Annotated in this window: 12 protein-coding genes; 7 read left to right on the top strand and 5 right to left on the bottom strand. The window is 70.9% G+C overall.

Going from position 1 to position 13,387, the window contains the following annotated elements:
* Window positions 1-36 precede the first annotated feature (36 nt).
* Entirely contained in the window at window positions 37-696 is a 660-nt protein-coding gene (locus ACZ3I3_RS07055; RefSeq protein ID WP_467363179.1) for a hypothetical protein, read from the bottom strand.
* Window positions 697-1,012: 316 nt separating this feature from the next.
* Here ACZ3I3_RS07055 and ACZ3I3_RS07050 point away from each other — a divergent pair, with 316 nt between their 5' ends.
* The 4 genes from ACZ3I3_RS07050 to ACZ3I3_RS07035 all read left to right on the top strand — a co-directional run bounded on the left by ACZ3I3_RS07050 (window position 1,013) and on the right by ACZ3I3_RS07035 (window position 6,550).
* Entirely contained in the window at window positions 1,013-4,012 is a 3,000-nt protein-coding gene (locus ACZ3I3_RS07050; RefSeq protein ID WP_467363177.1) for a BTAD domain-containing putative transcriptional regulator, read from the top strand.
* Window positions 4,009-4,815: a prepilin peptidase gene (locus ACZ3I3_RS07045; RefSeq protein ID WP_467363175.1), complete on the top strand. Its 807-nt coding sequence runs from the start codon at window positions 4,009-4,011 to the stop codon at window positions 4,813-4,815. The genes ACZ3I3_RS07050 and ACZ3I3_RS07045 overlap by 4 nt, the downstream gene beginning before the upstream one ends.
* Before the next feature lie 70 nt (window positions 4,816-4,885).
* Entirely contained in the window at window positions 4,886-6,085 is a 1,200-nt protein-coding gene (gene mqnC / locus ACZ3I3_RS07040) for a cyclic dehypoxanthinyl futalosine synthase (RefSeq protein ID WP_467363173.1), read from the top strand.
* A gap of 18 nt (window positions 6,086-6,103) precedes the next feature.
* Complete coding sequence (locus ACZ3I3_RS07035; protein WP_467363171.1) at window positions 6,104-6,550, top strand: hypothetical protein; 447 nt, start codon at window positions 6,104-6,106, stop codon at window positions 6,548-6,550.
* Between the two features lie 84 nt (window positions 6,551-6,634).
* Here the strand turns inward: ACZ3I3_RS07035 and ACZ3I3_RS07030 are convergent, their stop codons facing one another.
* Window positions 6,635-7,681: a chitinase gene (locus tag ACZ3I3_RS07030; RefSeq protein ID WP_467363170.1), complete on the bottom strand. Its 1,047-nt coding sequence runs from the start codon at window positions 7,679-7,681 to the stop codon at window positions 6,635-6,637.
* 161 nt (window positions 7,682-7,842) lie between these two features.
* Between ACZ3I3_RS07030 and ACZ3I3_RS07025 the strand changes: the two genes are divergently transcribed.
* Window positions 7,843-8,538, top strand: coding sequence for a demethylmenaquinone methyltransferase (locus ACZ3I3_RS07025; RefSeq protein ID WP_467363168.1), 696 nt, complete (start codon window positions 7,843-7,845; stop codon window positions 8,536-8,538).
* 37 nt (window positions 8,539-8,575) lie between these two features.
* Here the strand turns inward: ACZ3I3_RS07025 and ACZ3I3_RS07020 are convergent, their stop codons facing one another.
* Window positions 8,576-8,887 (bottom strand): PASTA domain-containing protein, encoded by a 312-nt coding sequence (locus ACZ3I3_RS07020; RefSeq protein WP_467363166.1) that lies wholly within the window; start codon window positions 8,885-8,887, stop codon window positions 8,576-8,578.
* 236 nt (window positions 8,888-9,123) lie between these two features.
* Between ACZ3I3_RS07020 and ACZ3I3_RS07015 the strand changes: the two genes are divergently transcribed.
* Window positions 9,124-10,407 carry a geranylgeranyl reductase family protein gene (locus tag ACZ3I3_RS07015; protein WP_467363164.1) on the top strand — a complete coding sequence of 428 codons (1,284 nt, stop codon included), beginning with the start codon at window positions 9,124-9,126 and terminating at the stop codon, window positions 10,405-10,407.
* A 96-nt stretch (window positions 10,408-10,503) separates the two neighbouring features.
* Here ACZ3I3_RS07015 and def read toward each other — a convergent pair whose 3' ends face one another.
* Window positions 10,504-11,130 carry a peptide deformylase gene (def, locus tag ACZ3I3_RS07010; protein WP_467363163.1) on the bottom strand — a complete coding sequence of 209 codons (627 nt, stop codon included), beginning with the start codon at window positions 11,128-11,130 and terminating at the stop codon, window positions 10,504-10,506.
* A gap of 309 nt (window positions 11,131-11,439) precedes the next feature.
* On the bottom strand, window positions 11,440-12,291 hold the full coding sequence (locus tag ACZ3I3_RS07005) for a C40 family peptidase (protein ID WP_467363161.1): 852 nt from the start codon (window positions 12,289-12,291) through the stop codon (window positions 11,440-11,442).
* Window positions 12,292-13,015: 724 nt separating this feature from the next.
* Between ACZ3I3_RS07005 and ACZ3I3_RS07000 the strand changes: the two genes are divergently transcribed.
* The gene (locus ACZ3I3_RS07000; RefSeq protein ID WP_003974383.1) at window positions 13,016-13,375 is read left to right on the top strand and encodes an NADH-quinone oxidoreductase subunit A; all 360 of its coding nucleotides are present in this window, start codon (window positions 13,016-13,018) and stop codon (window positions 13,373-13,375) included.
* The last annotated feature ends 12 nt before the right edge of the window (window positions 13,376-13,387 follow it).

The following is a 13,387-nucleotide window of genomic DNA, read 5'->3' as shown; positions in this document are numbered from 1 at the left end:
GCGCGGCTGTCCATGCTGCGCTTCGTCCGGTCCCCGTCACTGCTGACACTCCTTGGCCTTTCCCGCGACCTCGATCTGCTGCGCCTGCCAGATGCCGGGGGAGTCGGCCGAGGGCTGCATCAAGATGCGGTACTTCAGGTAACTGTCGAGGCTCTCCTTCGTGTAATGGATCTTGTCGGTCTTGACGTCCTTGCTGTAGGACTTGGCCTGGTTGCGGCAGAAGGTGACGAGGACGGCTTTCGCGTCCTCGGACTTGCTCGTGGCAGCGTCGTAGTACTGGTCCTCGCCTGTCGGGGTCCAGCCGCCCTTCACCCACGTCTCGATCTGCGACTTCGCGTACTTGGCGGCTCCGGCTCGGGAGTAGAACCTGTAAGCCGAGTCGTTCGGGTCCTGAGCGACGATGGCGTGCTTCAGCGCCCGGATGAAGTTGGCGGAGTCGTCCAGCGCAGCCGCCTCATCGCTGTCGGACGGCTTGTCGAAGTCGAAGACCATCTTCAGGTCCTTCGGCAGGCCGAGATCGGGGCGGTCCGCATCCGCGACCTTCGATGGTGAAGCGGACGGACTCTTCGTGCCCGAGTCAGCCCCCTTGATGTCGTCCGACGACTTCTCGTCTGCGCCTCCGCCGCATGCGGTGAGCAGAAGCGCCGCCGTTGCGGCGAACGCGGCAGCTGTGGTGGTCAGAGCGCGGCGGGCCACGGTTTCTCCCCCGAGGTTCGGCGTGTGCGACAGGGAACGAAGCTATCAGGGGCTGTTCGTGCCTCCACGGGTGACCATGGAGGATTGTGTGGAGCGTGTGAGGGACGTGCGTGGCAGTCGCGAAGAGTGTGCTCGCGGTCTCTCGGTCGCAGGGTCGACCGCATGCGGTCTGCGGGCAAAACGGACGTCAACCCCGTTCGCCCCCCACGCCCTTCGACGGCCTCGATAAGAGTCCATAAGATCTCTGTAGGCTCAGCACACCTCTCGGCCCACAGTTCGCCTCACCGCACTCACACACGACCCCAGGACACCCGCCATGCCGCGACGCCGCACCTCCAGCTCGTCAAGCTCGACGGGAAGTACGACGGGAACGACGGCCCCAACGACGGCTCCGAGGAATCGGACGCCGCAGCCGGTGAGGATCCGGCGGCGGTCGTTCGGGGACTTCGTCAAGGCGTTCTTCGCGTTCCTCGCCCTGGCCGTGCTCCTCGTCGGCGTGCCCGGCGCGCTGGCCACGCAGATCGGGTGGCCGTTGCCGAGCGGGGTGCCGAGCCTCGACTGGCTTCAGCAAGAGATCACCGTCGAGACGTTCCTGAACATCCTCACCGTCGTGGTGTGGCTGGCGTGGGCCCAGTTCACCGCCTGCGTGCTGGTGGAGATGAAGGCCGCGCTGTCCGGTGTCGGGGTGCCGGGGCGGGTGCCCGGCGCCGGGCCCAGTCAGTTGCTCGCCCGGCAGCTCGTCGCCGCGCTGCTGCTCGTCGGCGCCACCGCGGCCAGCTTCACGCCAGGCCTGTCGCAGCTCGGGCAGGGCGGCTACGACGCCCATCAGAAGCCGACCGTCGCCTCGGCCCAGCAGACCCCGGGTTTCTTCGCCCAGCAGCAGGAGCAGGCCGCCGACACCGCGGCCGCCCTCGCCGAGCAGGCCTCGCACGCCGCCGCGCACGCCGACGCCGGAGGCAGCACCGCCAAGCAGGGCGACACGAAGTACTACCGGATCCAGCCGCCCGAGGGACGTCACCACGACTCCCTGTGGGAGATAGCGGAACGGCACCTCGGTGACGGTCGCCGCTACAAGGAGATCTTCGACCTCAACAAGGACCGCATCCAGCCGGACGGGTCCAAGCTCTCCGAGGCCAGCCTCATCCGGCCCGGATGGATCATGGAGATGCCGGGCGACGCGCGCGGCGGCGAGCTCGTCGAGATGCCCGACGAGGCTCCCAACGTGTCGCCGGACGTGCAGCAGCAGATCGCCGACTACGCACAGACAGGGGACCACGCCCAAGGCGGGGGCAGCGGTGCCCAGGGCGGCGGCGGGCACGAGCACGCCGGTGGCGGCGCCACCCAGGTGTCCGTCCCCGAGCAGCAGCGGCCCGCCCCCGACTCCGGTCACCAGCAGGCCACCGGCGTCGACGCCGAGTCCGGCAGCTCCTTCGGTCTGCCCGAGGCGCTGCTCGCCGCACCCCTCCTCGCCGCCGGTCTCCTCGGCGCCCTGGGGCGGCGGCGCCGGCAGGCGCTGTGGCAGTCGGCGTTCGGGGCCGTCGGCGGGCGGCGCGGTATGGAGCCGCCCACGCCGAGCGGGGACGCGCAGGACGTCCAGGACGCGCTGCTCGTCGGCGCCGACCCCGAGGGCGTGCGGCTGCTCGATCGGAGCCTGCGCGGTCTCGCCGCCTCCCTCGCCGAGGAGTCGCGCGCGCTGCCGGTCGTGTACGCCGCCTGGCTCAGCAACGGCGACCTGCACCTCCAGCTCGCCCAGCCCGCCGGGAAGCCGCCCGCTCCCTGGCAGCAGGGGCAGGACCAGACCTTCTGGATGCTGGCCCGGACGGACGCCGAGCGCTACGAGGACGTCGACACGGCCGCGCCCTACCCGGGGCTCGTCAGCCTCGGCACCATGGACGACTCGCGGCTGCTGCTCAACCTGGAGGCCGTGCCCGGCATCGTGTCGCTGAGCGGCCGGGAGGCCGACCGGGCCGCCGTCTTCGCGTCCGTCGCCGCCGAGTTGGCGACCAACGGCTGGTCCGACCGCATGACCATCACGCTCGTCGGCTTCGGGCAGGACCTGACGCCTCTCGCCCCGAACCGGATCCGGCACCTCGAGGACGTCGAGGCGCTCGTCGAGACCATGGAGGCCGAGACGCGGCAGCGGCGCGGAGCGCTGGGCGCCGCCGGGCACGACTCCGTCCTCACCGGGCGCACCGGGCCCGCCCAGCACACCCGTTGGGCCCCGCACCTGGTCCTGCTCGCCGCCCAGCCGTCCGCCGAGGACGCCGTCAAGCTCGCCGAACTCGCCGCCGACGCCGGCCGGCTCGGCATCGGCTACCTCGTCGGCACCGAGACCGGCGACCTGCCGGGCGCCGCCTGGGAGATGGAGATCACCGGCCAGGGCAAGCTGCTCGCGCCCCTCCTCGGGCTCGAACTGGACGCCCAGCTGCTGCCCGCCGCCCAACAGCAGGCCGTCGTCGAGCTGTTCGTCGACGCGGACCCGGAGAACCGGCCCGAGGGCGGCCCGGCCAACAGGCCGCCGTTCCTCGTCGACATCAGCGAGCAGGGCCGGCCGGCCGTCTACGCCCGGCTCGTCGGGCCGTACGAGATCATCGGTCTCGACACCCCGGACGGGGAGCGCAGTGCCCTCCTGCACGAGGCGCTCGCCCTGCTGCTCCTGCACCGGGAGGGCGTGCACCCGCGCGTGCTGTCCTCCGCGCTGTGGCCGCGCGGCGTCACCGACGACGTGCGGGGCGCGCTGCTGGACCGGCTGCGCGACTGGCTCGGCGCCGACCCCGACGGCACTCCGCGCCTCGGCACCGACGGCAGCGGCCGGCTCACGCTCGCCAAGTCCGTCGTCTCCGACCTGGACGTGCTGCGGTCCCTCTACCACGAGGCCACGCAGGGCAAGGGCGTCGGCAGCCGGGCCGTGCGCGGGCGGCTGCTCACCGACGCGCTCGTGCTGGTGCGCGGGCCGCTGCTCGCCGACCGGCCCGAGGGCCGCTACCGGTGGCTCACCCACGAGATCGTCGACGCCCAGCTGCCGCTGCTCGTCGCGGACACCGGGCTCGCGCTGTGCGAGTTCCACATGGAGAAGAACCGCGCCGAGAAGGCCATCGAGGCCCTCAACGCGGCCCTGCGCACCGCCCCGGCCGACGAGCGCCTGTGGCACGAGCTGCTGCGCGCCACCCACGCCACCGGCGACACGTCCCGGCTGACCGCGCTCGCCACCGACCTCATCGGCCGCAGCGGGGCCCGCGGGCTGCCGCCGCGTACCGAGGCACTGCTCGACGAGCTGCTGCCGACGTGGCGCGACGCGATCGCCGCGGTGGGATGAACACCGGGGTCCTGGTCATCGCCGCCGCGCTGTGGGGCGCGGCGGCGGGCGCGTTCCTGCCGCGCGCGGCCTACCGGTTCTCGGCCCCCTCGGGGGAGCCGTGGCGGGAGCGGTGCCCCGGCGGGCACGCCCTCGAGGGCTGGCTCGGACGGGCCGCGTGCCCGAAGTGCGCGGAGGGTGCGGGGGGCGCGGAGGGTGCGGAGTGCGCGGAGAGCGTGGAGGGCGCGGAAGGCGCAGAACGGGACGGCGCCGACGCCGGATACGGGCCGCGTACGACACCCCTGGTGATCGTCACCGCCCTCGTCTGCGCCGCCCTCGCCGCCGCCACCGGCACCCGGCCCGAGCTCGGCGTCTGGCTGCTGCTCGCGCCCGTCGGGGTGCTGCTGACGGCCGTCGACTTCCGGGTGCGGCGGCTGCCCGACCCGCTCACCCTCCCCTTCGCCGCGGCCGCGCTCGTCCTGCTCGGCCTCACCGCGCTCGTGCCCGAGCACGCGGGGCAGTGGACGACCGCTCTGCTCGGCTCGCTCGCGCTGGGCGGCGGCTACTTCGTGCTGTTCCTCATCAACCCCGCGGGGATGGGCTTCGGCGACGTCAAGCTCGCCCTCGGCGCGGGGGCGGTGCTCGGCTGGTACGGCTGGCCGACGGTGATGCTCGGCACCTTCGCCGGGTTCCTGCTGGGCGCGCTGTACGGCGGTGCCCTCGTGGTCGCGCGGCGGGCCGGGCGCAAGACGGCCATCCCCTTCGGGCCGTTCCTGATCTCCGGCGCCCTCCTCGGACTCCTGGCCGGCGCCTACGCGGCCTGACGTCCAGCGGCCCGAACGGCTGGCGTACGCTGGGCTGGTCCGTCCACAACCCTTACGAAAGGGACGCCCGGTGACCGAGAAGGCCGACCTTCAGCCCATCCTCGACCGTGCTGCCGCCGGTGGGCGGATCACCCCCGACGAGGCGCTCGCCCTGTACCGGGACGCCCCGCTGCACGCGCTGGGCGCCGCGGCCGACGCCGTACGCCGCCGCAGGTACGCCGGCACCGAGCACATCGCGACGTACATCATCGAGCGCAACATCAACTACACGAACGTCTGCGTCACGGCGTGCCGCTTCTGCGCCTTCTACGCCGCCCCCAAGGACACCGCCAAGGGCTGGACCCGCGACCTGGACGACATCCTGCGCCGGTGCGCCGAGACGGTCGAGCTGGGCGGCACCCAGATCATGTTCCAGGGCGGACACCACCCGGACTACGGCGTCGAGTACTACGAGAAACACTTCGCGGCCATCAAGAAGGAGTTCCCGCAGCTGGTCATCCACAGCCTGGGGGCGTCCGAGGTCGAGCACATGGCCCGGATCTCCAAGGTGAGCGTCGAGGAGGCCATCCGGCGCATCCACGCCGCCGGGCTCGACTCCTTCGCCGGTGCCGGCGCCGAACTGCTGCCCGAGCGGCCCCGCAAGGCCATCGCCCCGCTGAAGGAGTCCGGCGAGCGCTGGCTGGAGATCATGGAGATCGCGCACAACCTGGGCGTCGAATCCACCTCCACCATGCTGATGGGCACCGGCGAGACCAACGCCGAGCGCATCGAGCACCTGCGGATGATCCGGGACGTCCAGGACCGCACGGGCGGCTTCCGCGCCTTCATCCCGTACACCTACCAGCCGGAGAACAACCACCTGAAGGGCCGCACGCAGGCGACCCTCTTCGAGTACCTGCGGATGATCGCGATCGCCCGGCTGTTCATGGACAACATCGCCCACATCCAGGGCTCGTGGCTGACCACGGGCAAGGAGGTCGGGCAGCTCTCCCTGCACTACGGCGCCGACGACCTCGGCTCGATCATGCTGGAGGAGAACGTCGTCTCCTCCGCGGGCGCCAAGCACCGGTCCAACCGGATGGAGATCATCGACCTGATCCGCAAGTCCGGGCGGGTGCCCGCGCAGCGGTCGACCACGTACGAGCACCTCGTCGTGCACGACGACCCGGCGAACGACCCCGTCGACGACCGCGTGGTCTCGCACATCTCGTCCACGGCCATCGAGGGCGGCACGGCTCACCCCGAGCTGAAGCTGCTCGCCTCCAACTGAGCGGCGCCGGAGAGGTAGTTGGAAACCATTCACACGGCCGACGCCGTCCGCGTCACCTGGGACTCCGAGCCCGTCAAGGGCGGTGCCGTGGCCGTCGGACGGGACCGGATCGGTGCCGTCGGCAAGCTCGACGACGTACGTGAGGCGTTCCCCCGGGCCCGGGTCCGCAGGTGGCCCGGGACCCTCGGCCCCGCCCGGGTCCACGAGGGCCCGCTGCCGGACGCCCCGAGCCCGCGCGAACGCGTCCACGAGGTGCTGAAGCTCGGCGCGGTCGCGGTCCTGGAGGAGTACGTCGACTCGCCGGAACTGCGGTCCGCCGCCGAGCGCAACGACGTCGTCGTCCTGCCGCGTGCGCGCAGCACCGCGATCGTCCCGACCGGCCGCGCCGACCTCGCCGTCTTCGACGACGCGGGGGAGTGCGTCGCGACGGTGTGCGCGGGGCGGCTCGTACACCGGCGGCGCTGATCAGCGCCCCCTGCTGATCAGCGCCCCTTGCTGATCAGCAGGCCTTGCTGATCGGCAGGCCTTGCTGATCAGCCCTGTGATCCGTCAGCCCGCGAACGCTTCCGCGAACGCCCCCGAACTCTGCCGCACGCCACTGCAATCGGTCGCCGGCCGGTCCGGCTTCGAGCCGTCCGCGCACTGCCGGTCCCGCGCGGCCGACCACATGGACACCCACCCGATGCCCTTCTCCTCGGCGAAGGCCCGGACCTCGGCCGCGTCGGCGAGCGTGAAGGTCTCGCCGTCGACGTCGTTGACGCCGATCATGGAGGTGAGCGCCATGCCCTGCCAGGCCGCCGTGTCCGAGGTGCCGAAGACCTTCTTCAGCTGGGTGTGCGCTGCCCTGGCGGCCGTGCGGGCGTAGCCGCCCATGTCGCCGTCGAACGACGTGCCGTAGTTCATCGTCATCAGGTTGACCGTGGCGACCTGGACGCCGTTGTCGTTCGCGGAGCCGAGCAGCGCCAGGCTGTCCTCGCCCAGGCCCGAGGGCATGACCGGGAGCGTGAACGAGACCTCCAGGTCCGTACGTTCCTTCTGGAGCAGCGCGATCGCCTTCGAACGCAGGGCGACGGAAGCGGAGTCGGCCAGTTCGTCGCCCTCGACGTCGAAGTCGGCCAGGGTGGCACCGGCCGCGTCGAGGGCCGTGCCGTACGCCGCCGCCAGTTCCGTCGCGCTGTCGCACACGGCCGCCAGTTCCTTGCCGGAGGCGCCGCCGAAGGAGACCCGGACCTGGCCGCCGTTCTCCCTCAGCCGCGCTATCCGGGACTTCACCGCGGAGTCGCCGATCGCGCGGCCGCCGTCCCAGCGCGGGGCGCAGTCGTCGCCGTCGGCCAGGACGAAGGCCAGGTTGTACGTCGTCGGGGAGCCGGCCGAGTCGGTGCCGGCGGCATCCGTGGCGCTGACGTACGGGGCGTAGGCGGTGCCGGCCCCGGCAGGGGGCGAGGTGCCGGGGGCGGCTGTCGCCGAGGGGGCCGGGCGGGCCCGGTCGGCCGGTTCGACCGGTTCGACCGGTTCGGCCTGTTCGGAGCACCCCGTGGCGGCCAGGGCGATCAGACAGCCCAGACCGACCGCCGCAGGCTTCCGGTAACTCCTCATGACGCGTGCTCCCGTTCTCGTGAGACCTCAGGGGTACACACACCCAGTACGTTTCCCGGCGGCGAACGTCTCCCGAGGCGGGGAACACCGTGTCACGGCCGAAGGCGCGCCTTCTCCCGGGCGGGCCTTCTCCCGGGCGGGCGTACTGCAACAATGGGCCCGTGACCCGCGCATCCCTGGACAAGCAGCCGCACGAAGTCGCCTCGATGTTCGACGACGTGGCGGAACGGTACGACCTGACCAACGACGTGCTGTCCCTCGGCCAGGACCGGCGATGGCGCAAGGAGGTCGCCAAGGCGGTCGACGCGCGCCCCGCGCAGAAGGTCCTCGACCTGGCGGCGGGCACCGGCACGTCCTCGCTGCCCTTCGCCCGGACCGGCGCGTACGTCGTCCCGTGCGACTTCTCCCAGGGCATGCTCCGGGTCGGCAAGCAGCGGCAGCCCTGGCTGCCCTACACCGCCGGGGACGCGACCCGGCTCCCCTTCAAGGACGACACCTTCGACGCCGTCACCATCTCCTTCGGGCTGCGCAACGTGCAGGACACGGACGCCGCCCTGCGCGAGATGTACCGCGTGACCCGGCCCGGCGGGCGGGTCGTGATCTGCGAGTTCTCGCACCCCACCTGGGCGCCGCTGCGCACCGTCTACACCGAGTACCTGATGCGCGCCCTGCCGCCGGTGGCGCGGGCCGTGTCCTCCAGCCCCGACGCCTACGTCTACCTCGCCGAGTCCATCCGGGCCTGGCCCGACCAGCCCGCGCTGGCCGAGCGGCTGGGCAAGGCCGGCTGGTCGCGGGTGGCCTGGCGCAACCTCAGCGGCGGCATCGTCGCCCTGCACCGGGGCTTCAAGGAGAGCTGAGCTCTACGGGGAGCTGATCCCCACGGGAAGCTGAGCCCTACGGGGAAATGAGCGCCATGTCCGGGTCGCCGGGCTCGTCCAGCTCGCGCTGGAGCCCGCCCTTGGGCGGCCTCGGGATCCGCGGCTCGTGCACGCCCCCGCCGCCCTCGCCGGGGCCGAAGTCGAACCACACGTAGACCATCGAGTCCCGCGGCACTTCGGCACCGGGCTGCGGGTACTGGCGTACGACGTAGTCGACGACGGTGCGCGTGAGGTCGGGCCGGTCCGGTGCGGTGAGTAACAGGCCCTGTGCCCGGGCCGTCTCCCGCGCGTCCACGGCCATCAGGCCCACCAGACGCGGTACACACACTCCGGGTGTTTTGCGGGATATGTACACAGATGTCACCCCCAGCAGTAGAGGAAGGGTAACTCCCGCTCCGCACAGGCCGGAAGCGACAGGTGTCTTTCTGTGACACTCGACTACGGAACGTCACTGGTCGAGTGGTGGCGTGGCAGCCCTTCAGCGGGGTGATCAAGAGCGCTGAATAGACTGCCCCTGTCCTGTGCCGGTCGGCACGCAGATTCGAACCTTGGGGAGATCCCGCCGTGACCGAGCCCCTCTCCGAAAACACCGCCGATGTCATCGTCGTCGGCGCGGGGCCAGCCGGCTCCACCACCGCGTACCACCTCGCCAAGGCCGGACTCGACGTACTGCTCCTGGAGAAGACCGAGTTCCCGCGCGAGAAGGTCTGCGGCGACGGCCTCACCCCCCGCGCCGTCAAGCAGCTGGTGGCGATGGGCATCGACATCTCGGAGGAAGCCGGCTGGCTGCGCAACAAGGGACTGCGCATCATCGGCGGCGGGGTGCGGCTCCAGCTCGACTGGCCGGATCTCGCCTCCTTCCCCGACTACGGCCTCGTCCGCAAGCGTGACGACTTCGACGAGCAGCTCGCCCGGCAGGCCCAGAAGGCGGGCGCCCGGCTCTTCGAGCGCTGCAACGTGGGCGCGCCGATCCTGGACGACCGCACGGGCCGTATCACCGGCGTGCACGCCAAGCTCGGCGAGGAGAAGCGCGAGGTCACCTTCCGCGCCCCGCTCGTGGTGGCCGCCGACGGCAACTCCACGCGCCTGTCCCTCGCGATGGGCCTGCACCGCCGCGAGGACCGCCCGATGGGCGTGGCCGTACGGACGTACTTCACCAGCCCGCGCCACGAGGACGACTACCTGGAGTCCTGGCTGGAACTGTGGGACCGACGCGGACCCGTGGACCGTCTCCTGCCCGGCTACGGCTGGATCTTCGGCATGGGCGACGGCACGTCCAACGTCGGTCTCGGGGTCCTCAACACCTCCGACTCCTTCAAGGAGCTGGACTGGCGCGAGGTCCTGAAGGCCTGGTGCGCGTCCATGCCGGAGGACTGGGGCTACACCGCCGACAACATGACCGGGCCCATTCGCGGCGCCGCCCTCCCCATGGCCTTCAACCGCCAGCCCCACTACACCAAGGGGCTGTTGCTGGTGGGCGATGCCGGCGGCCTGGTGAACCCCTTCAACGGCGAGGGCATCGCCTACGCCATGGAGTCCGGCCAGCTCGCCGCCGACGTCATCGTGCAGGCGCACGCGCGGGCGACGCCGGCCGGCCGTGAGATGGCCCTCCAGCGCTACCCGCGCGTCCTGAAGGACACCTACGGCGGCTACTACACGCTCGGCCGGGCCTTCGTGAAGCTCATCGGCAACCCGAAGGTCATGCAGATCGCGGCCCAGCGCGGTCTCACGCACCCGATGCTGATGAGGTTCACCCTGAAGCTCCTCGCGAATCTGACCGACCCGACCGGCGGCGACGCGATGGACCGCATCATCAACGGCCTGAGCAAGGTGGCGCCGAAGGCCTGATCAGACACCCGGGCCTTCGGCACCGAAGGCCCGGGGCAGTCTCCCTCCGGTCAGTCTCCTGGCCGGTCAGTCTGTCGGCCGGTCGGTCTCGGCCGGTCAGCCGCTCAGCGCCGCGATGTTGGCGGCCCGGCGTGCGAACACCGCCTCGCGCCGGTCCGCCATCTGCCGCAGCGCGTCCTTGCGTTCCCGCCCGGACAGCCGGTCCAGGTACACCTTTCCGTTCACATGGTCGGTCTCGTGCGCCAGACAGCGGGCGAAGTAGCCCGTGCCCTCGATCACGAGCGGTTCGCCGTCCCGGTCGTACCCGCGCACCACGGCCCGGTCCGGACGCGGCACGTCCATCGTGGCGCCCGGCACCGACAGGCACCCCTCGCCCTCGTCGAGCAGCCTGCGGTGCGCGGCGTCCAGCGGCTCCAGCACCGGGTTGACGATGTGCCCGACGTGCCGCACCCCGTCGTCGTCCGGGCAGTCGTACACGAACAGCCGCAGGTCGACCCCGACCTGGTTCGCCGCGAGTCCGGCACCGTCCGCGGTGTACATCGTCAGGAACATGTCGTCGATCAGCGCGGCGAGGTCCGGACCGAACTCGGTGACGTCCCGGCACGGCTTGTGCAGGACCTCCTCACCGACCTCGGTGATCCGCCGGACCTGCCCGCGCCGGGCCTCGGGCGCGAGCCTCGGGTACGAGTCGACGGGCCGTCCTTGCACGAAGACGCTCGGCATCTGTCTCTCCCTGTCTGCATGAGGATGCTGGGGGGCAGGGAGGGGCGTCCGGCCTCGGACGCCCCTCCCTGCTCTCAGCCAGTCATCACAGCAGATCGGCCGCAGCGGTCCCAGGCGCCATCCGGCCGCACCCGCAGACGCCTCTCACGGCCACCAGGAGAGCCGCCGGGGCCGGTGCCCAGGGGCCGGGGCTTCGCGAGGGCCGCGGCGGCCTCCTGGGGCCGCCAGGCGCGTCGCTGCTCCTTCCGGACATGCCGGGAGGGCCGCTGCCCCCGAGTGGCAGCGGCCCTCAAGCCCGTATGCGTGCGGTCAGAGGACGCGCACGGCGCCATCCGCCGGGTAGCCCGACAGGTCCTGGATGACGACGCCCTTGGACGGGTTGGCCGCGTCCAGGTACTGGCCGTCGCCGATGTAGACACCCACGTGGTACGCGGAGCCCTTGCCACCCCAGTAGAGGATGTCGCCGACCTGGAGGTTGGACAGCGAGACGTCCGTGCCGGCCATCGACTGGTCCTGCGAGACGCGCGGCAGGTCCACACCAACCTGCTTGTACGCGGCCTGCACGAGGGAGGAGCAGTCCCAGGCGTTGGGACCGGTGGCGCCCATGACGTAGGCGTCGCCCACCTGAGCCTTCAGGAAGGCGATGACGGTCGCGACGCTGCCGCTGGAGGGCGCCGACACCGACGTGGAGGCGGACGCGGAGGCGGAGGTGGAGGTGGAGGTGGAGAGCGTGGCGCGCTCGGCGCTGCGCGCGGCGCGCTCGGCGGCGGCCTTGCGGGCGGCCTCGGCGGCCTTCTTCTTGGCCTCCGCCTTCTTCTTGGCCTCGGCGAGGTCCTTCTTGGCCTCCGCGGCGGCCTTGGCCGCGGCGGCGTCACGCTCGGCGCGCAGTTCGTAGTTCGCGGCCGCCTGCTGGGTGGCGGCGGCGGACTGGGCGACCTGAGCGGACATATCGGCCGTCAGGGTGGGCAGTTCAATGGTCTGGGTGACCGGCTCGGCGGCGTTCGCCGAGGCCGACGCACCCGCCGCTGCCATGCTGAGAACGCCACCGGCAACTCCGGCACGCAGGGCGATCGAAGAGGTCGCGCTGCGGCGGGGCTTCCGGTGGCTGCGTATGTGAGCGGTGTGGGACATGGGAACAACCGGTACCAGGGGCTCCTTCATATCTTCAAGAAACGTGGGCTGCGCCACAGTTGTTCAATCGGGCCCCCAAAATCCCCTCGCGAGCCCCTTTATTGACGCCGTAACGGACATTGCGGGCTCACCGTAACCGGCCTGTGATCACGGTCTTTGATCAATACGCCCGAATTGCCCCGCACCTACCATCGGTTGGGTTGATTGGCCAAGCCCCGTTCTCATGAGCCTCTCATGTGTGTGACGGAGGTCACGGAACGGCTGCCGGGGCGGACGCGTCCGGCGCGGGAGATCACGACCGGATCACGACCTCGCGAAGATCGTGAACGGATGCACGCGTCCACACCTCGCTCCGCACACCCCCCGATGTGTGAACGCGCCTCTATCAAGAGATCGACTCCCTCGCCAATTTGCATGCAAGGGAACTCTCTTGATATTGAGACGCCCCCTCCGGCCTGCGTTGACGAGCCAAAATGTCACCTCTCGTGATCACTCGGACGCTTCGGGTGCGAAGATCACCGCTCATCCGACTTCATGATCGATCGTCAGGTGGTGGAGATCACAAAGCTTGTGCAATACCCCGTGTCGCAGATCACAGAGCGTCGGGCATAAGATGCACGCGGTTGGGCTTGTGACCTGCTTCACATGTTCCCGATCTTCGCCGGGGCGGGCGGGGTTCGAGGGACAGGTGGGGCGGATGTGAGCCCGATGCAGACCGCCAGCAGTCAGTGCCGACTGAGAGGAGCGAGGAGCGGTGAACGCTTATGCGCCCATCCTCGTACTGGGAGCCCTCGGGGCAGGCTTTGCGATCTTCTCCGTGGTCATGGCCACGTTGATCGGACCAAAGCGGTACAACCGGGCCAAGCTCGAGGCCTACGAATGCGGCATCGAGCCGACCCCCACGCCGGCCGGCGGCGGGCGCTTCCCGATCAAGTACTACCTGACGGCGATGCTCTTCATCATTTTCGATATCGAGATCGTCTTCCTCTACCCCTGGGCCGTCACCTTCGACGCCCTGGGGATCTTCGGGCTCGTGGAGATGCTGCTCTTCGTGCTCACCGTCTTCGTCGCGTACGCGTACGTATGGCGGCGCGGCGGCCTGGAATGGGACTGAGGGGCCACACGT

Source organism: Streptomyces sp. NPDC016851 (assembly GCF_055562795.1).
The sequence above is the reverse complement of the archived record's forward strand: the minus strand, read 5'-3'. Positions and strand labels throughout refer to the sequence as shown.

Coding starts and splice junctions, on each gene's coding strand:
- ACZ3I3_RS07050 (WP_467363177.1), top strand. CDS start 1,013: ATGCCGCGACGCCGCACCTCCAGCTCGTCAAGCTCGACGGGAAGTACG.
- ACZ3I3_RS07045 (WP_467363175.1), top strand. CDS start 4,009: ATGAACACCGGGGTCCTGGTCATCGCCGCCGCGCTGTGGGGCGCGGCG.
- ACZ3I3_RS07030 (WP_467363170.1), bottom strand. CDS start 7,681: ATGAGGAGTTACCGGAAGCCTGCGGCGGTCGGTCTGGGCTGTCTGATC.
- ACZ3I3_RS07005 (WP_467363161.1), bottom strand. CDS start 12,291: ATGAAGGAGCCCCTGGTACCGGTTGTTCCCATGTCCCACACCGCTCAC.
- def (WP_467363163.1), bottom strand. CDS start 11,130: ATGCCGAGCGTCTTCGTGCAAGGACGGCCCGTCGACTCGTACCCGAGG.